An 18,350-nucleotide genomic window follows, 5' to 3' on the forward strand; every position below is an offset into this window, starting at 1 on the left:
TCCGGCTAGTTCATTCAGGTAACTAGGATGGCACGTCAGGCCGCGCCCGCCAATCGCGCGGCCTCTTCCAGGTCCACGCTGACCAGGCGGCTGACGCCCGGCTCGCGCATGGTCACGCCCGACAGCTGCTGCGCAGCTTCCATCGTCGCCTTGTTGTGGCTGACGAACAGGAACTGCACCTTCTCGCTCATTTCCTTGACCATGTTGGCCAGGCGGCCCACGTTGGCCTCGTCCAGCGGTGCGTCCACTTCGTCCAGCAGGCAGAACGGCGCCGGATTGAGCTGGAAGATCGCGAACACCAGCGCCACCGCGGTCATCGCCTTCTCGCCGCCGGACAGCAGCGAGATGCTGGATACGCGCTTGCCCGGCGGACGCGCCATGATGGTCACGCCGGTGTCGAGCAGATCTTCACCGGTCAGTTCCAGATAGGCATGGCCACCGCCGAACAGGCGCGGATAGAGGGCCTGCACACCGGCGTTGACCCGGTCGAACGTATCCTTGAATCGGCCGCGGGTTTCGCGGTCGATCTTGCGGATGGCGTCTTCCAGGGTCTCCAGCGCCGTGGTCAGGTCCACATGCTGCGAATCGAGATACTCCGACCGCTGCGATGCCTCGCCATACTCGTGGATCGCCGCCAGGTTGACCGGCTCCAGCCGGCGCATGCGACCGTCGATCTGGTGCACGGCCTGCTCCCAGTCCCCCAGGCGGGCGTCCTCGGGCAATGCGTTGAGCAGGTCGGCCATCACGAAGCCGGCCTTCTCCACCGCAGCCTGCAGGGTGTCAGCACTGAGCACCAGGGCCTGCTGGTCCAGCTTCCGCTGGGAAATACGCTCGCGCTGCGCCAGCGCCTGCTCATCACGCTGGTGGCGCGTCTGTTCGAAATTGCGCAGCTCGGCGTCGATGCCATCAAGCAGAGTCCGCGCTTCGGCCAGCACACGGTCGGCACGCACGCGCTCTTCCAGCGCATTCTGGTGCTCGGCCTGCAGCGATTCGACCGGCGAATCACCCTCGTCCAGCTGCGAATGCAGTTCGCCCAAGCGCGAATCCAGCTGCCCGCGCTGGGTGCTCATGCGCTCCAGCGCCTGGCTCAGCGATGCCACCTGTGCGCGCTGCGATTCCAGGGTCAGTGCCAGCGAATGCGCGCGTTCGCGCACCGCCCGTGCGGCTTCGCGGGCGAGGTCGCGTGCTTCGGCCAGCTGCCGGCGTTCGCTTTCCAGGGCCTGCCGGGTCGATTCCAGGTCGCCCATGCTGCTGACGGCACTCTCCAGCCGCGAACGTGCCTCGCGCGCCTGCTCGCGGTTGACCTCGAGGGTCTCCAGCAGTTGGCTCAGCTCGCCTTCGATGCGATCGATGCGCGTGCGTGCGGCCTCCACCTTTCCCTGCTGGCCCTGAAGCTGACCCGCCAGCTCGGATACCGCACGATGCGCGAGGTACAGCGCCCGTTGCGCATCTTCGCGTTGCTGTTCGGCGGCCAGCAGCTGCTCGCGGAAGCCGGACAGCTGATCTTCCAGCTCGACCTCACGGTTCTGCAGCTGTTCGATCTGCTCGCGCAGCTCATTGATCTCGCGCTCGCGCAGCAGCGCACCCTGCTTGGCCGCACCGGAGCGCGACACGCGCACCCAGCCCTGGCCGAGACGCTCACCGCTCTGGGTGATGATCGAATCACCGGCGGGCAGCCGGGCCTGCAGGGCACGGGCCTCGTCCAGATCCCGCGCGCCATGCAAATGCGCCAGCAGGCGTCGGATCGCCGTCGGTCCGCGCACGCGCGCGGCCAGCGATGTCGCGGCGACGTCCAGATCGCTGGCATCGTCAGACACCAGTGCGATGCGGCCTTCGCCCAGTTCGCCCAGCGCATCGACCAGGCCTGCCGGGTCGTCCACCAGCACGCCTTCGATCAGCTGGCCGAGGGCGCTTTCCACCGCATTTTCCCAACCGGCATCGACATCCAGGCGCTCGCCCACGCGCGCGGCCGAATCCAGCCCGCGCGCCTTCAACCAGGCAACCGCGGCGCCCTGCTCCTGGCCGAGTGCGGCCTGCTGCAGGGTTTCCAGCGATGCCAGGCGACCGCGCAGGCCATTGACCTGCTTGCGCAGCTCGGCCAGTTCGTTCTGACCGTTGCGCTGCTGTTCCTGCACGGTGGCCACGCCCTGCTTGCGCTGCTCGACCTGTTCGCTCAGCTCGTCCAGTGCGGTCTTCTGCGTGTCGTGCTGCAGGTGCAGCTGCTCGAAGGCTTCTTCCAGCGCGTCCACGTCCAGCCCGGCACGCTCGGCGGCCAGCGCCTCGCGACGCCGGTCGGCATCGAGGATCTGCCGGTCCAGGTAGTCCACGCGGGTGCGCTCGACATCGCCGGCGCGCGAGGCCTCGGAACTCTGTGAGGTGTGCTGTTCCCAGCGGTGCTGCCAGTCGGCCAGGCGGGCTTCGGCCTCGCGCAGGCTTTCCTGCTTGATCTCGTTCTCTTCCTGCAGCGCCTCCAGCTGCGGGGTCGCGGCGTCCACCGCCTCGCGCAGCACCATCAGCTTGGCCTCGTCGCCACTGATGTGCTGGCCCAGCTCGGCCAATGCCTGCCGCGTCTCGTCGCGGGCCTTGTGCAGGCGCTGCGACAGCTCGCGCTGGTGCTGGATCTGCTGCTCCAGTCGGGCCAAGGTACTACCGACCTGGTAGACCGCGGCCTGCGCGGTATTGAGTGCGTCGGCCGCTTCCTCGCGGCGCATGCGCGAGGTCTCGATGCGGGCCTCGGCGTCGCGCTGGTCCGCGATCAGCTGCTGAAGCCGGGTTTCTTCCTGCGACAGGCCCTCGCGAAGCTTCGACAGGCGCCCATCGAGGCCTCGGAACTCCAGCGCCTTCCACTCGGCATCCTTGACCCTGCGCTCTTCCTGCAACGCCTGGTACTGCTCCGCCTGCCGGGCCTGGCGCTTGAGGTGCTCGAGCTGCTTGCTGATCTCCTCACGCAGGTCGCCCAGGCGATCAAGGTTCTCGCGGGTGTGGCGGATGCGGGTTTCGGTTTCCTTGCGCCGCTCCTTGTACTTGGAGATTCCGGCCGCCTCTTCCAGGTAGATGCGCAGATCCTCGGGACGCGCCTCGATGATCTGGCTGATCATGCCCTGTTCGATGATCGAGTAGCTGCGCGGGCCCAGGCCGGTCCCCAGGAAAAGATCGGTGATGTCGCGGCGGCGGCACTTGGTGCCGTTGAGGTAGTAGTTGCTGGTGCCGTCGCGGCTGACCGTGCGCTTGACCGAGATCTCGTTGAACGAGGCGTATTCGCCGGAGATGGTGTGGTCGGAGTTGTCGAAGATCAGCTCGACCGTGGCCTGCGAGACGGGCTTGCGGGCGTTGGAACCGGAGAAGATCACGTCGGTCAGCGAGTCGCCGCGCAGGCGGCTGGCCGAACTTTCGCCCATGACCCAGCGCACGGCGTCGATGATGTTCGACTTGCCGCAGCCATTGGGCCCCACCACGCCGGTCATGTTGGTCGGCAGATGCAGGGTGGTCGGATCGACGAAAGACTTGAAGCCGGACAGCTTGATCGTGGAAAGACGCATAGGGGTTCCGGACTGGGGCCGGCAAGCGGCCTGCGTTTACCCTCCAAGTCATTGATCCTGCTGGGATCGCCGACCGTGGAACGGGTGTGACGCCCTGAGTATACCGATGTGGCCGTGTTCTACGAATGGGCGTGGAACATCGGGGCCCGCGCGCCCGCCGGGCGGGCCGACAAAACAAAACGGGCACCCTCGCGGGCGCCCGTTCTGCGGTGATGCCAGGCCTTGCGGCGTGGGATCAGGCTTCGGCTTCGACGACGACCTTGACGGTGGTCTCGACGTCGGCGTGCAGGTGGATCAGCACGTCGTACTCGCCGATGTTGCGGAACGCGCCTTCGCCCAGGATGACTTCGCTCTTTTCCAGCGGCAGGCCGGCGGCGGTGAAGGCCTCGGCGATGTCGCGCGGGCCGACCGAGCCGTACAGCTTGCCTTCGGTCGAAGCATTGGCGGCGATGGTGACGCTCGCGCCTTCCAGCTTCGCCTTGCGGGCTTCAGCCTCGGCGTGGATGGACTGGGCCTTGGCTTCGTACTCGGCGCGCTTGGCTTCGAACTCTGCCTTGTTGCTCTCGGTGGCCGGCACGGCCTTGCCCTGCGGCACGAGGAAGTTGCGGCCGTAGCCCGGCTTGACGGTGACCAGGTCACCCAGGTTGCCGAGGTTGGTGACCTTCTGCAGGAGGATCAGCTGCATGGTTTTACTCCAGATAAGTTATTCGTTAGCGAGGCGATGCCCCGCAACAAAGGCTGTCCGAATAGCTGGCACAACGGGGCGGCACGCGGCCACCCCGCCGGGCATCAGACGTCGTGGTTGTCGGTGTACGGAATCAGGGCCAGGAAGCGAGCGCGCTTGACGGCGGTCGCCAGCTGACGCTGGTACTTCGACTTGGTACCGGTGACGCGGCTCGGCACGATCTTGCCGTTCTCGGTCAGGTACTGGCGCAGGGTGTTGAGATCCTTGTAGTCGATCTCCTTGACACCTTCAGCCGTGAACTTGCAGAACTTGCGGCGACGGAAGAACTTGGACATGGGAAGGCTCCTTAGGCGGCGGAAGCGGCGTCTTCGCCGGCTTCGTTGTCAGCGGTGGTGGTGGACTCGCCTTCTTCGTCGTCACGACGACGGCGCTCACCGCGCTCCGGCTTGTCACCCTTCTCGTCCTTGCTCTTCATGATCAGCGACTGCTCGGTGTCAGCCTCGTCACGCTTGATGACCAGGTTGCGCAGCACGGCGTCGTTGAAGCGGAAGCTCTCGGTCAGCTCGTTCAGCACGGCCTGGTCGGCTTCGATGTTCAGCAGCACGTAGTGCGCCTTCACCAGGTTCTGGATCGGGTACGCCAGCTGGCGGCGGCCCCAGTCTTCCAGACGGTGGATGGTGCCGTTGCCGTTCTCGACCAGCGACTTGTAGCGCTCGATCATGGCCGGGACCTGCTCGCTCTGGTCCGGGTGGACCATGAACACGATTTCGTAATGACGACTCATGTTTTTTCTACCTTTCGGATGTGGCCTTGCGGCCGGACAGCCCCCCGCCGTTGAGACCGCGGTGGGGCAAGGGTTCCCGCCAGGAAGGCAGGAAGCCGCGCATTATGGCGCAGATGGGGCAACCGGGCAACCGTGGCCGAACCTGAACCCGGCAGCACCGGGACCTGCTCGAGGACCGGCCGGCACGACCCCGGGGAAGCGGCCCTCAGGCCTTGTCGGCGTCGGTGGTGAAGCTCTCGCCGCAGCCGCACTCGGCGGTCGCGTTCGGGTTGCTGAACGTGAAGGTCTCGCTCAGGCCGTGCTTGCCGAAGTCGATCACGGTGCCGTCGACCAGGGCCAGGCTCTGTGCATCGACGTAGATCTTCACGCCGTCCTGGTCGAACACCGTATCGCCCTCGCGCTCGTCACGGGCCAGGTCGGTCACGTGGCCCCAGCCGGAGCAGCCGGTCTTGGTCACGCCGAAGCGCAGGCCCAGCGCGCCCGGGGTCTGGGCGACGAAGCGCTGCACGCGCTCGAAGGCAATGGGGGTCAGGCTGACAGCCATGGGACTACTCCAGAGGAACAGGGACATTATAGGGAGGTTGGGCCGCAGAAATGCCTCGCAAGCAGAACGCTGCAACCGGTAAACTCCCGTGTTCACAGATCGAGTCGATCAGCAGAGGATTCAAGTCATGACGGTGGTCAGCGTTGAACATGCGCTTGCCGGGAAGATCCCGGAAGGCGGCGAAGTCACGGTACGCGGATGGGTGCGCACGGTGCGCGGTTCAGCGAATCTGGCCTTCGTGAATGTGACCGACGGCTCCTGCTTCGCCCCGATCCAGGTCGTAGCCAACGACACCCTGGTCAACTTCGACGAGATCAAGCGCCTCACCACCGGCTGCTCGCTGGTGGCCACCGGCATCCTGGTGAAATCGCAGGGCAAGGGCCAGTCGTTCGAGATCCAGGCCAGTGCGGTCGAAGTGGTCGGCTGGGTCGAAGACCCGCTCACCTACCCGATCCAGCCCAAGCCGATGACGCCGGAGTTCCTGCGTGAAGTGGCGCACCTGCGCCCGCGCACCAACCTGTTCGGCGCGGTCACCCGCATCCGCAACTGCCTGGCCCAGGCCGTGCACCGCTTCTTCCATGAGAACGGCTTCAACTGGATCAGCACCCCGATCATCACCACCTCCGACGCCGAAGGCGCCGGCCAGATGTTCCGCGTGTCCACGCTGGACATGGTGAACCTGCCGCGCGATGAGAAGGGCGCGATCGATTTCAGCCGCGACTTCTTCGGCAAGGAGACGTTCCTGACCGTGTCCGGCCAGCTGAACGTCGAGGCCTACTGCCTGGCCCTGAGCAAGGTGTATACCTTCGGCCCGACCTTCCGCGCCGAGAACAGCCACACCACCCGCCATCTGGCGGAGTTCTGGATGATCGAGCCGGAGATCGCCTTCGCCGACCTGGCCGAAGATGCGCGCCTGGCCGAGGAGTTCCTCAAGTACCTGTTCCGCGCGGTGCTGAACGAGCGCAGCGATGATCTGGCCTTCATCGCCGAACGCGTGGACAAGAACGCGATCACCAAGCTGGAAGACTTCATCAACGCGCCGTTCGAGCGCGTCGACTACACCGATGCAGTCAGCCTGCTGCAGAAGTCTGGCCGGAAGTTCGACTTCCCGGTCGAATGGGGCCTGGACCTGCAGACCGAACACGAGCGCTGGCTGACCGAGGAACACGTCGGCCGCCCGGTGGTGGTGACCAACTACCCCGAGCACATCAAGGCGTTCTACATGCGCCTGAACGACGACGGCAAGACGGTCGCCGCGATGGACGTGCTGGCGCCGGGCATCGGCGAGATCATCGGTGGCAGCCAGCGCGAAGAGCGCCTGGACGTGCTGGACGCGCGCATGGCCCAGTTCGGCCTGGACCGTGAGCATTACAGCTGGTACCGCGATTTCCGTCGCTACGGCTCGGTGCCGCACGCCGGCTTCGGCCTGGGCTTCGAGCGCCTGGTGGTGTACGTCTGCGGCCTGTCCAACATCCGCGATGCGATTCCTTACCCGCGCGCTCCCGGCAGCGCGGACTTCTAAGCCCCACCACCGACCACGGAGGTACTGCCCCCATGACCCTGTTCTTCGCCCTCTGCTTTGTCGGCGTCGCAGTGGCCGGGTTCAGTGCCTTCGTGATCTTCTGGCCGCTGACCCTGGTGCACGTGCGTGACCGCCATCCGGCGCTGGCACAGCGCTTCGGCAGCGGCGCCTTCCTCAAGCCCGATGCCCTGGCCTGGCTGCTGCGCCGCGACTACCGGCAGCAGCCCGATCGCTCGCTGTCCGGTTTGGCCACGCCGGCCTGGGTTTCGCTGCTGACCCTGCTGGCCGGACTGGGCATGGCCGCCCTGCTCTGGCTGGCTTCGCTCTGGTAACGCATACATGAACGATCTCTCCGCCCCGCACGACAGCTGGTGGCTGGCCAGCCTCGGCAACACCCTGATCTGGGCCCGCCTGCGCGTGCGCCCGGCCGGCACGGCCGAAGTGCTCGACAGTGATGGCAACACCCTCAGCTACGACAGCGAGGACACTGCCCGCGCGCAGCTGTTCGACGCCGATTTCGTCGAATTCGACGGCCTGGACGAAGAAGATGCGCTGGTGCGCGGCTTCAGCCTGCACGAGGTGCAGCCACCGCACGCCGACAGCGACGAGGGCCTGCGTGGCCGCATGGTGCAATCGCTGGGCGGGCGCGCCTGAGCCCAGGCCGATGTTCACTCCGCGCGCCTTCGCCGAGACCGATCTGATCTGGCTGGACCGCCTGCTGGCGCGCGATCCGTTCGTCACCGTGCTCACCACCGGTGACGACGGCCTGCCCGAGCTGACCCGCGTGCCGGTGCTGTACCGGCGTGATGGCCAGCGCATCGAACTGCGCGGCCACTGGGCGCGGGCCAACCCGCAGTCGCGTTGCCAAGGCACCGCCAAGGTGCTGGTCGACGGCCCGCATGGCTACGTCTCGGCCAGCTGGTATCCGGACAAGGAACCGGCGGCACGCGTTCCGACCTGGAACTATGCCGCTGCCGAGCTGCGCGGACAGCTGCAGCCGTTCGACGGCACCGATGCGCTGGCCCAGCTGGTCGGCGACATCAGCGACCGCTTTGAAGCCAGCGTCGGCCAGCAGTGGCGGTTCGAGGCTGATCGTCCCGAGCACGGCCCGGAGCTGCGCGCCATCGTCGGGTTTCACTTCCACGTCGAACAGGTACAGCTGAAACTGAAGCTCAGCCAGAACCATCCCGATGCCAACCAGCAGGCGGTGATCGACGCGTTGGATCGCCTGCACGCCCCACCTTCCACCGAACTGGCGCAGTGGATGCGCTGGTTCCGCGATGAGGCCGCCAGCAGCGGCTGAACGCACCGACTCCCGCGACGACGCGGCCGGACAGCCGCGACTTGCCCCCACCGAGGTCAGGGACCCGAACATGAAAGACATCCACAAGCTGCTGCAGAACAACCGCGACTGGGCCGACCGCATCGAGAAGGAAGATCCCGAGTTCTTCCATCAGCTGGCCAAGCAGCAGCACCCGGAATACCTGTGGATCGGCTGCTCCGATTCGCGCGTGCCGGCCAACCAGATCATCGGCATGGCACCGGGCGAAGTGTTCGTGCATCGCAACGTCGCCAACGTGGTCGCCCACACCGACCTGAACTGCCTGAGCGTGGTGCAGTACGCGGTAGACCAGCTGAAGGTGAAGCACATCCTCATCGTGGGCCACTACGGTTGCGGCGGCGTGCATGCCTGCCTGCACAACACCCGCGTCGGCCTGGCGGACAACTGGCTGCGCCACGTCGGCGACGTGATGCAGAAGCACGCGGCGATCATCGATGCGCTGGAGACCGACGAGCTGCGTCATGCCCGCCTGTGCGAGCTGAATGTCATCGAGCAGGTCGCCAACCTGTGCCGCTCGACCATCGTGCAGGACGCCTGGGCACGCGGCCAGAAGCTGATGGTGCATGGCTGGGTCTACAGCCTGAAGGATGGCCGCGTGCGCGAAATGGGCATCGATGTCGGCTCGCCGGAAGATCTGCAGCCGGCTTACGAGAAAGCGCTTTCCTATGTCCCCCGCAAGGGCAAGCGCGACTGATCCCCCACGGAGCCCGACCATGCTCGCCTCACCGATCAACCTGCACGCCTGGATCGAAGAACATCGTCACCTGCTGAAACCGCCGGTGGGCAACAAGATGATCGACAACGGCGACTTCATCGTCATGGTGGTCGGCGGGCCGAACTCGCGGACCGATTATCACTACGACGAAGGGCCCGAGTGGTTCTACCAGCTCGAAGGCGAGATGGTGCTGAAGGTCCAGGAGGATGGCGCGGTCCGCGACATCCCGATCCGTGCCGGCGAGATCTTCCTGCTGCCGGCGAAGGTGCCGCACTCGCCGCGCCGGCCACCGGGCGGCGTCGGGCTGGTCGTGGAGCGCAGGCGGCTGCCGCACGAGATGGACGGTGTGATCTGGCATTGCGAGCGCTGCAACCACAAGCTGCATGAGGAGTTCTTCGCGCTGCAGAACATCGAAACCGACCTGCCCAAGGTCTTCGCGCGTTACCACGCCAGCCTGGAACTGCGTACCTGCGGCAAATGCGGCCACATCGACCCATTGCCGGCACCGGCGGCGGACTGATCGATCGCCGGGCATGGCGATTGCTGATGCATCCGCCGGGGGGGGGGCCGGGGGGGCCGGGGGGGGGGTGGTGTTGGGCCCCCCCCGGCGGGGGCCCCCGGGGGGGGGGGGGGGGGGTGGGCGGGCGGGGCCCGCGGCGGGCCCGTGGGGGTGTGGTGTGGCGGGCCCCCGCCGGGGGGGGCCGGGCGGGTGGGCCGCGCGCGCTTCCGCGGGGGCCCGGCGGCCCCCCCCCCCCGCGAGCGTACTGCGCGGCATCACGCAGGCCCCAGGCGCTACACTGGCAGCCCCGTTGCAGCCTGTTGCCCGACCATGTCCGACCTGCTGAACCGCACCCATGCCATCGCTCTCGACGCCGCGGATCCGTTGCGGCCGCTGCGCAGTGAATTCCTGATTCCGCGCCACGGCGGTGGCGAGCAGACCTACTTCGTGGGCAACTCGCTGGGACTGCAGCCGCGCGGCGCACAGGCGGCGGTGCAGGAAGTGATGAAGCAGTGGGCTGAACTGGCAGTGGAAGGCCACTTCACCGGCCCCACCCAATGGCTGTCCTACCACCGTCTGGTCAGCACGCAGCTGGCGCGGGTGGTCGGTGCGCTGCCCAGCGAAGTGGTGGCGATGAACACGCTGAGCGTGAACCTGCACCTGATGATGGTCAGCTTCTACCGGCCGACCCGGGAACGACCGGTGATCCTGATGGAAGCCGGCGCCTTCCCGACGGACCGTCACGCGGTGGAAGCGCAGATCCGTTTCCATGGCTTCGACCCGGCCGACTGCCTGGTGGAGGTGCAGCCGGACGAAGCCAGCGGCACGATCTCGATGACCGCGATCGAACGCGCGATCGCCACGCATGGCCCTCGCCTGGCTCTGGTGCTGTGGCCAGGCGTGCAGTACCGCACCGGCCAGGCCTTCGACCTCGATGCGATCACCCGCGCCGCACGCCTGCAGGGCGCGCGCATCGGCTTCGACCTGGCGCATTCGGTCGGCAACCTGCCCCTGCGCCTGCACGATGTGGCGCCGGACTTTGCCGTGTGGTGCCATTACAAGTACCTCAACAGCGGCCCGGGGGCCGTCGCCGGGGCGTTCGTGCACGAGCGTCACCACCGTGACAGCACCCTGCCACGCTTCGCCGGCTGGTGGGGCCATGACGAAGCCACCCGCTTCCAGATGTCCCCGCAGTTCACGCCCGCCACCGGCGCCGAAGGCTGGCAGCTGAGCAATCCGCCGATCCTCGGCCTGGCGCCGCTGCGCGCTTCACTGGACCTGTTCGAACGGGCCGGCATGGACGCCCTGCGCAGCAAGTCGCTGGCACTGACCGGCATGCTCGAAGCCCTGGTGCGCGCGCGCCTGGCCAACGTGCTCGACATCGTCACCCCGGCCGAGCCGGACCGGCGCGGCTGCCAGCTCTCGCTGCGGGTGATCGCCGGCCGCGAGCGTGGCCGCGCCCTGTTCGAGCACCTGCGCTCGGTCGGCGTGCTCGGCGACTGGCGCGAGCCGGATGTGATCCGCATCTCCCCCACCCCGCTCTACAACCGCTACCTGGACGTCCACCATTTCGTCGAGGAAGTGGAAGCCTGGGCCGGCCTCTGAGCCGGCACCTCCCCTCCTGCTGGACAGTTCGTTGATCGCACATGCCTCCCGCTCGTTGAGCATCATTGGTGCCGGCCTGGCCGGATCCCTGCTCGCCATCCTGCTGTCGCGGCAGGGCTGGCGGATCACGCTGTACGAACGCCGTGGTGACCCACGCGTGGCCGACTACGAAAGCGGCCGCTCGATCAACCTGGCGCTGGCCGAGCGCGGGCGCAACGCGCTGCGGCAGGCCGGCGTGGAGGACGAGGTGATGGCCCGCGCGGTGATGATGCGTGGACGCATGGTGCATCCGCGCGAAGGCGCCGCGCAGCTGCAGCGCTATGGCCGCGACGACAGCGAAGTGATCTGGTCGATCCATCGCAGGGACCTGAACACCACGCTGCTGACACTGGCCGAGCAGGCAGGTGCCACCGTACATTTCCACCGCCGGCTGCATACCGTCGATTTCGATGCCGGCCATGCGCGCTTCATCGACGATCGCGACGACAGCCCGCACGATATCCACTTCGACAGCCTGATCGGCGCTGACGGCGCCGGCTCGGCGCTGCGCGCGGCGATGAACCGGCGCGCGCCGCTGGGCGAGGACATCGCCTTCCTCGATCACTCCTACAAGGAACTGGAGATTCCACCGGACCGTGATGGTGGCTTCCGCATCGAACGCAACGCATTGCACATCTGGCCACGGGGCCACTTCATGTGCATCGCCCTGCCCAATCACGAAGGCACGTTCACGGTCACCCTGTTCCTGCCCAACCAGGGCGAGCCCAGCTTCGCCACCGTCAATACCGGCGCCCAGGCCGAAGCCCTGTTCGCGCGCGAGTTCGCCGATGCGTTGCCGCTGATCCCCGACCTGCGCACGGACTGGGAGCAGCATCCGCCCGGCCTGCTCGGCACGCTGACGCTGGAGCGCTGGCACCAGCAGGGCCAGGCCGTGCTGATCGGTGATGCCGCGCATGCGATGGTGCCCTTCCACGGGCAGGGCATGAACTGCGCGTTCGAGGACTGCGTGGCACTGGCCCGCCATCTGATGGAAGCCGACGACCTGCAGAGCGCGTTCGCGGCCTTCGAGGAAGAACGCAAGCCGAACGCGCATGCGATCCAGCAGATGGCCCTGGAGAACTACCTGGAGATGCGTGATCGCGTCGCCGACCCGGCCTTCCTGCTGCAGCGCGAGCTGGAGCAGGCGCTTCAGCGTCGCTGGCCGACCCGCTTCGTACCGCACTACACCATGGTCACGTTCCTGCACACGCCCTACGCGGAGGCACTGCGCCGGACCGACATCCAGCGCGACATGCTGGTGGCCGCCACGATCGGCCATACGTCGCTGGAGAACATCGACTGGGCGGCTCTGGAGGCACAGATCCATGCCCGGCTGCCGGTTCTGGAGGGCGCACACTGATGGCTGACAGCTTCCTGTTCTACGACCTGGAAACCTTCGGCCAGGACCCACGGCGAACGCGCATCTCCCAGTTCGCGGCGATCCGCACCGATGCCGATCTGAACGAGATCGACACGCCGGTGAGTTTCTTCGTGCGTCCCGCCGACGATCTGCTGCCCTCGCCGATGGCCACCCTGGTCACCGGCATCACGCCGCAGCGGGCACTGGCTGAAGGCATCAGCGAAGCCGAAGCGTTCGACCGCATCAACGAACAGCTGTCGCGCCCGGGTACCTGTGCCCTGGGCTACAACACCCTGCGCTTCGACGACGAATTCATCCGCTACGGTCTGTTCCGCAACTTCCATGACCCCTACGAGCGCGAGTGGCGCAACGGCAACTCGCGCTGGGACCTGCTGGACATGCTGCGGCTGATGCGCGCCCTGCGTCCCGAAGGCATCCACTGGCCACTGCGCGAGGACGGCGCCACGTCGTTCAAGCTCGAGCACCTGGCCGAAGCCAACAATGTGCGCGATGGCGATGCGCACGAGGCGCTGTCGGACGTGCGCGCCACGATCGGCATGGCACGCCTGTTCAAGCAGTCGCAGCCGCGGTTGTGGGAGTACGCGTTGAAACTGCGCGACAAGCGTTTCGTCGGCAGCCTGCTGGACGTGGGCGCGCTGAAGCCGGTGCTGCACATTTCCATGCGATACCCGGCCAGCCGGCTGTGCGCGGCTCCGGTGCTGCCGCTGGCGGTGCACCCGACGATCAACAACCGGGTGATCGTGTTCGATCTGGAAGGTGACATCGACGACCTGCTGCAGCTGCCAGCCGAGACGATCGCCGAGCGGCTCTACCTGCGCGCCAGCGAACTGCCCGAAGGCGTCGCCCGGGTGCCGCTGAAGGAAGTACATCTGAACAAGGTCCCGGCGCTGGTCGCCTGGAACCACCTGCGGCCCGACGATCACGCCCGCCTGGGCCTGGATGTCGCCGCCATCGAAGCCAAGGTCGAGCGGCTGCGTGCATTCGCGCCGCAACTGGCCGAGAAGGCACGGCAGGTGTACAACCAACCACGGGACGCCGTCGTGGCCGACGTCGATGCTTCGCTGTACGACGGCTTCCTCGGCAATGGCGACAAGCCACTGCTGGCCCTGGCGCGGACCACGCCGCCCGCAGAGCTGGCTGCGCTGGAAGGCCGCTTCCGCGATCCGCGCCTGCCCGAACTGCTGTTCCGCTATCGCGCCCGCAACCATCCCGACACCCTGGCACCGGCCGAGCGCCAGCGCTGGCAGGACTACCGCCGCCAGCGCCTGCTCGGTGACGGCCGCCTGGGCGAACTCAACCTGCCCCAGTACCAGCAGCAGCTCGATGCACTGGCCGCCGAGGCGCCGGACGACGATCGCCGCCTGGCCCTGCTGCAATCGCTGCGCGACTGGGGCCAGCATCTGCAGGAGAGCTTGTGAGCACCTATTTCAGCGACGCCAGTTTCAGGTTCCTGCGCAGCCTTGCGCGGCACAATGAAAAGGCCTGGTTCAACGACCATCGCCAGCAGTACGAAGACCATGTACGGCAGCCGTTCCTGCGCCTGCTGGGCGACCTGCAGCCCGCGCTGGCCGAGGTCAGCGCGCATTTCCGTGCCGATACCCGTGGCGTCGGTGGTTCGCTGTTCCGCATCCATCGCGATGCGCGCTTTTCAAACGACAAATCGCCGTACAAGACCTGGCAGGGCGCACGCCTGTTCCATGAACGCCGCCGCGAAGTGGCCGCTCCGTCGTTCTACGTGCATCTGCAGCCGGGCGAGAGCTTCGTCGGTGCCGGCCTGTGGCACCCCGAACCGGACACCCAGCGCCGCGTGCGCCATTTCATCCTGGACAACCCCGGCAGCTGGAAGGCCGCAGCGCATGCACCCGCCCTGCGCCGGCGTTTCGATTTCGAGCAGAGCGAGAAGCTGGTCAGGCCGCCGCGTGGCTTCCCCGCCGATTTCGAGTTCATCGACGATCTCAAGCATCGCAACTGGGTGATGTGGCGCTCGCTGGACGATGAGACGATGACCGGGCCGCGCCTGCTGTCCACGCTCGGCAAGGACCTGGCCGCGCTCGGCCCCTTCGTCGACTATCTGTGCGCAGCACTGGATCTGGAGTTCTGATGCCACTGGCCCGGCAACGCCGCCCGCTCGGCCGCACCGGCCTGTCCGTATCGCCGGTCGGGCTGGGCTGCTCGGGCTTCTGGGGCCATCGCCGCTTTGCCGAGCATGCCGCCGCAGCGATCGTCGAGCACGCGCTGGCCCAGGGCGTGAACCTGTTCGACACCGGCCACAACTACTCCGGCTTCCATGCCGAACCGCGCCTGGGCCGCATCCTGCGACCGCTGCTGGCCCGCTACCCGCGTGAGTCACTGGTCATCTCCAGCAAGGGCGGCACACTGACCGGACAGGCCGGCATCAGTGGCGCAGAACAGCGCGATTTCTCGCCTGCGGCCATCACCGCCAGCTGCGAAGCCTCGCTGCGCAACCTTGGCCTGGATTACCTGGACATCTACCAGCTGCATGGCGCCACCGCGCACGACATCAACGACGATCTGCTCGATGCGCTGCAGCGCCTGCGCGAACGTGGCCTGATCCGCGCCACCGGCATCAACACCCACTCAGCCTCGACGCTGCACTGGATGCTTGCGCATCCACAGGCATTCGACGTGGTCCTGCTGGACTACAACGCGCTGCAGCAGGATCGTGCGCCGCTGATCGACCAGCTGCATGCGGCCGGAATCGGCGTACTGGCAGGCACCGTGCTCGCACAGGGCCACCTGCTGCCCAGCCAGCCTCGCCGGCCGAGATTGGCCGATGCCTGGTACCTGGCGCGCGCGTGGCTCAAGCCCAGCAGCCGCCGTCTGATGCGCAGCGCACGTGCGATGCGCCGGGCCATTGCGGCGATCGACAGCCAGCGTCCGGCCCAGACTGCGTTTGCCTACGTTCTGGGCCACCCCGGCGTGGCCGCCGGCATCCTGGGCACTACCCGCGTCGGCAGTCTGGAGGAGGTGCTGGCCACGCGACCCGAAGCACTGCGCCCCGCCGACCGGCAACGCCTGGTCGCCGCTTATGGCGACGGCAGCGGTTCGCCCAGTCATTGAGTCTTCACCCCGGCCGGCCGCACTTGCGGCAGTCTGGCGGCATGAAGAAGCTCACTGCGATCGTGGTCCTGTTGGTGATTGCCCTGGCCGGCGTGTGGTTCGGCGGTCCCTACCTGACCATACAGGGTCTGTCCAAGGCCATCGAACAGCGCGATACCGCCGCACTGGAACGCTACGTCGACTTTCCGCGCGTGCGCGTCAGCCTGCGTGCGCAACTCAATGATTACCTCGTGCGCCAGGCCGGCCCCGATGTGGCCAGCAGTCCGTTCGGCGCCCTGCTCTACGGCCTGGGCGACCAGCTTGGGGGCGCGGCGGTGGACACCCTGATGACCCCGACCGGCATCGGTGCGATGCTGCAGGGCCATGTGCTGTGGAAGCGTGGGCGCAACGAGCTGCAGGGCGGAGATGCCTTCGCGGCGACCGAACCGGCACGGCCTTTGAAGAACGCCCGCCACCGTTTCGAAGCGTTCGACCGCTTCGTCGTCGACGTTGATCGCGGCCCGGGCCAACCACCGTTGAAGGTCGTGCTGGAACCGCAGGGGCTGCGCTGGAAAGTGGTTGACCTGCAGTTGGGAATGGCCGGCACCCCATGATGCAGAACGCCGGGCGTGGCCCGGCGTTCCTACAGGTGCCGCTACGCTCGCCGGGCGTGGCCCGGCGCTACCGCGTCATCCCTCGTTGGCGACACCGTGCGGCACATGGCCCGCGGCAACGTGTTCGCGGGCACTGTCGATGTTGTGCTGCGAATCATCGAAGAAGATGTCGGCACCGAAGGCCTGCAGGAACGGCCCCTTGTGGCGGCCGCCCAGGAACAGCGCCTCGTCCAGGCGCACGCCCCATTCGCGCAGCGTGCGGATCACCCGCTCGTGCGCGGGCGCAGAACGGGCGGTGACCAGCGCCGTGCGGATCGGCGCACTGTCACCGGCCGGGAACACCTCCTGCAGCGTGTGCAGCGCGGACAGGAAGCCGCGGAACGGGCCACCGCTGAGCGGTTCGCGCGCACGTTCGCGCTCGTGGCGGCCAAATGCCTCGACCCCCTGTTCGCGCGAGATGCGCTCGCTTTCATCACCGAAGATCACCGCATCACCGTCAAAGGCAATGCGCAGCTGGCCGGACGGTCGGCCGGTGTCGATCTGGTCCGCGGCGGCCGCAGCGGTCTCGCCGGGTGGCTTGGGCAGGATCGTCGCAGCGGCGATTCCGTGGCGCAGCGCACTGCGGACCGACTCCGGATTGGCCGACAGGAACAGATCGGTGCCGAACGGTTTCACGTAGGGCCAGGTCGGCTCACCGGCGGTGAAGGTGGCACGGATGATGCCCAGGCCGTAGTGCTGGATCGAATTGAAGATGCGCAGGCCGGTATCGGCCGAATTGCGCGACAGCAGGATCACCTCGACGCGCGGGTTCTCCGGGCTGGCGCCCTGGTTCAGCGCCAACAGCTTGCGCACCACCGGGAAGGCCACGCCGGGACCGAGGATGTCGTCCTCGTGCTGGCGCTGGTACTCCGCATAGGCCGCCACGCCATCGGTCTCGAACAGCGCGTGGCTTTCCTCGAGATCGAACAGGGCGCGCGAGGTCACCGCGACGGTCAGCAAACGGGGGGAGTTGTCACCCATCGGTGGGGGTCCTTCTGGCGGTCGACGCGACCGGCAACCTATTGTCCTCAAAAAACGAACTGTTCGCTCAGGATCCGGTCTTCCAGATTGTGTTCCGGGTCGAACAGCAATGTCACCCGGCGGTCGCGCGACTCGCGGATGGTCACCTCGACCACGTCGCGCGTCTCGTGCGAATCGGCGGTCACGCTGACCGGTCGCTTGTAGGGGTCCAGCACGCGGAAGCGCACCTCCGTATCCGCCTTGAGAATGGCACCACGCCAGCGTCGCGGGCGATACGGTGCCAATGGCGTCAGCGCGATGGTGTGCGAGCCCAAGGGCAGCACGGGTCCGTGGGCCGAATAGTTGTAGGCGGTGCTGCCTGCGGGCGTGGCAACCAGCACGCCGTCGCCGATCAGTTCGGCCACCCGCTCCTGCCCATTGAGGTCGATGCCGATGTGCGCAGCCTGGCGGGTCTGCCGCAGCAGGGACACGTCGTTGTACGCCAGCGAACCGGTGCTGGTGCCCGATTCGGTCAGCGCCACCATCTCCAGCGGACGCAGGTTGGCCGGTTCCGCGCGGGCGATGCGTGCATTGACGTCGTCGTCGCCCCGGTACTGGTTCATCAGGAAACCTACGGTGCCCAGCTTCATGCCGAACACCGGTTTTCCCAGGTGGCCGTGACGATGCAGCGTCTGCAGCATGAAGCCATCACCGCCCAGCGGGCAGAGCACGTCGGCCTGCTCGGGGGCATGGTCGCCAAAGCGCGCGACCATGGCCGCGCGGGCCATCTGCGCAGCTTCGGTGGTGCTTGCCAGGAAAGCGATGCGGGGGGTGTCGCTCATCGGTGGATCCGGGGGGAAGGCGTGAGGGAGAGCATAACCGAGCGCCGCTACGCTCGCCGGGGGGGGGGGCGGCGGGGGCCCCGGCCGCCCCCCCCCCGCCGCGGGGGGGGGGGGGGGGGCGGGGGGGGCGCGGGGGGCCCGCCGCGCACGCCCAACGCGCGGGGGGCCCGCGGCGGGGCG

At 67.4% G+C, this 18,350-nt stretch carries 19 protein-coding genes; 12 read left to right on the top strand and 7 right to left on the bottom strand.

Annotated features, from left to right (window positions below):
* Window positions 1-35: 35 nt before the first annotated feature.
* The 5 genes from smc to ACVOME_RS12050 all read right to left on the bottom strand — a co-directional run bounded on the left by smc (window position 36) and on the right by ACVOME_RS12050 (window position 5,552).
* Window positions 36-3,539 carry a chromosome segregation protein SMC gene (gene smc / locus ACVOME_RS12030; protein ID WP_481505127.1) on the bottom strand — a complete coding sequence of 1,168 codons (3,504 nt, stop codon included), beginning with the start codon at window positions 3,537-3,539 and terminating at the stop codon, window positions 36-38.
* A 235-nt stretch (window positions 3,540-3,774) separates the two neighbouring features.
* A complete protein-coding gene (gene rplI / locus ACVOME_RS12035; RefSeq protein ID WP_053515452.1) occupies window positions 3,775-4,224 on the bottom strand; it encodes a 50S ribosomal protein L9 in 450 nt (149 codons plus the stop codon).
* A 104-nt stretch (window positions 4,225-4,328) separates the two neighbouring features.
* Complete coding sequence (gene rpsR, locus ACVOME_RS12040; RefSeq protein ID WP_002804494.1) at window positions 4,329-4,559, bottom strand: 30S ribosomal protein S18; 231 nt, start codon at window positions 4,557-4,559, stop codon at window positions 4,329-4,331.
* 11 nt (window positions 4,560-4,570) lie between these two features.
* Window positions 4,571-5,008, bottom strand: a complete 438-nt coding sequence (gene rpsF, locus ACVOME_RS12045; protein ID WP_053515451.1) for a 30S ribosomal protein S6 — start codon at window positions 5,006-5,008, stop codon at window positions 4,571-4,573.
* Window positions 5,009-5,213: 205 nt separating this feature from the next.
* Window positions 5,214-5,552 (bottom strand): HesB/IscA family protein, encoded by a 339-nt coding sequence (locus ACVOME_RS12050; protein ID WP_053515449.1) that lies wholly within the window; start codon window positions 5,550-5,552, stop codon window positions 5,214-5,216.
* Between the two features lie 127 nt (window positions 5,553-5,679).
* On the opposite strand from ACVOME_RS12050, the gene asnS reads away from it, so the two are divergent.
* The 12 genes from asnS (at window position 5,680) to ACVOME_RS12110 (ending at window position 16,329) form a co-directional block, all read left to right on the top strand.
* The gene (gene asnS, locus ACVOME_RS12055; RefSeq protein WP_197601038.1) at window positions 5,680-7,074 is read left to right on the top strand and encodes an asparagine--tRNA ligase; all 1,395 of its coding nucleotides are present in this window, start codon (window positions 5,680-5,682) and stop codon (window positions 7,072-7,074) included.
* A 32-nt stretch (window positions 7,075-7,106) separates the two neighbouring features.
* The gene (locus tag ACVOME_RS12060; protein WP_053515445.1) at window positions 7,107-7,406 is read left to right on the top strand and encodes a hypothetical protein; all 300 of its coding nucleotides are present in this window, start codon (window positions 7,107-7,109) and stop codon (window positions 7,404-7,406) included.
* Window positions 7,407-7,413: 7 nt separating this feature from the next.
* The gene (locus tag ACVOME_RS12065; RefSeq protein WP_053515443.1) at window positions 7,414-7,728 is read left to right on the top strand and encodes a hypothetical protein; all 315 of its coding nucleotides are present in this window, start codon (window positions 7,414-7,416) and stop codon (window positions 7,726-7,728) included.
* 10 nt (window positions 7,729-7,738) lie between these two features.
* Window positions 7,739-8,377 (top strand): FMN-binding negative transcriptional regulator, encoded by a 639-nt coding sequence (locus ACVOME_RS12070; RefSeq protein ID WP_262100320.1) that lies wholly within the window; start codon window positions 7,739-7,741, stop codon window positions 8,375-8,377.
* 70 nt (window positions 8,378-8,447) lie between these two features.
* On the top strand, window positions 8,448-9,110 hold the full coding sequence (gene can / locus ACVOME_RS12075) for a carbonate dehydratase (RefSeq protein ID WP_053515439.1): 663 nt from the start codon (window positions 8,448-8,450) through the stop codon (window positions 9,108-9,110).
* 19 nt (window positions 9,111-9,129) lie between these two features.
* Window positions 9,130-9,651, top strand: coding sequence for a 3-hydroxyanthranilate 3,4-dioxygenase (locus ACVOME_RS12080; RefSeq protein ID WP_128987771.1), 522 nt, complete (start codon window positions 9,130-9,132; stop codon window positions 9,649-9,651).
* A gap of 309 nt (window positions 9,652-9,960) precedes the next feature.
* Window positions 9,961-11,235 (top strand): kynureninase, encoded by a 1,275-nt coding sequence (kynU, locus tag ACVOME_RS12085; RefSeq protein WP_053515435.1) that lies wholly within the window; start codon window positions 9,961-9,963, stop codon window positions 11,233-11,235.
* Between the two features lie 31 nt (window positions 11,236-11,266).
* Window positions 11,267-12,634 carry an FAD-dependent oxidoreductase gene (locus tag ACVOME_RS12090; RefSeq protein ID WP_128987769.1) on the top strand — a complete coding sequence of 456 codons (1,368 nt, stop codon included), beginning with the start codon at window positions 11,267-11,269 and terminating at the stop codon, window positions 12,632-12,634.
* On the top strand, window positions 12,634-14,073 hold the full coding sequence (gene sbcB, locus ACVOME_RS12095; RefSeq protein WP_065176050.1) for an exodeoxyribonuclease I: 1,440 nt from the start codon (window positions 12,634-12,636) through the stop codon (window positions 14,071-14,073). Before ACVOME_RS12090 ends, sbcB begins: the two co-directional genes overlap by 1 nt.
* On the top strand, window positions 14,070-14,756 hold the full coding sequence (locus ACVOME_RS12100) for a DUF2461 domain-containing protein (protein ID WP_053515430.1): 687 nt from the start codon (window positions 14,070-14,072) through the stop codon (window positions 14,754-14,756). The genes sbcB and ACVOME_RS12100 overlap by 4 nt, the downstream gene beginning before the upstream one ends.
* Window positions 14,756-15,736: an aldo/keto reductase gene (locus ACVOME_RS12105; protein WP_053515428.1), complete on the top strand. Its 981-nt coding sequence runs from the start codon at window positions 14,756-14,758 to the stop codon at window positions 15,734-15,736. The genes ACVOME_RS12100 and ACVOME_RS12105 overlap by 1 nt, the downstream gene beginning before the upstream one ends.
* A gap of 41 nt (window positions 15,737-15,777) precedes the next feature.
* Window positions 15,778-16,329 (top strand): DUF2939 domain-containing protein, encoded by a 552-nt coding sequence (locus ACVOME_RS12110; RefSeq protein ID WP_461289477.1) that lies wholly within the window; start codon window positions 15,778-15,780, stop codon window positions 16,327-16,329.
* 75 nt (window positions 16,330-16,404) lie between these two features.
* On the opposite strand, the gene ACVOME_RS12115 is transcribed toward ACVOME_RS12110, so the two are convergent.
* Both ACVOME_RS12115 and ACVOME_RS12120 read right to left on the bottom strand, forming a co-directional pair.
* Window positions 16,405-17,349 (bottom strand): 5'-nucleotidase, encoded by a 945-nt coding sequence (locus ACVOME_RS12115; RefSeq protein ID WP_053515425.1) that lies wholly within the window; start codon window positions 17,347-17,349, stop codon window positions 16,405-16,407.
* 47 nt (window positions 17,350-17,396) lie between these two features.
* Window positions 17,397-18,170, bottom strand: a complete 774-nt coding sequence (locus ACVOME_RS12120) for an NAD kinase (protein ID WP_053515423.1) — start codon at window positions 18,168-18,170, stop codon at window positions 17,397-17,399.
* Window positions 18,171-18,350: the final 180 nt, after the last annotated feature.

The sequence above is a fragment of the Stenotrophomonas sp. STEN008 genome, assembly GCF_056760435.1.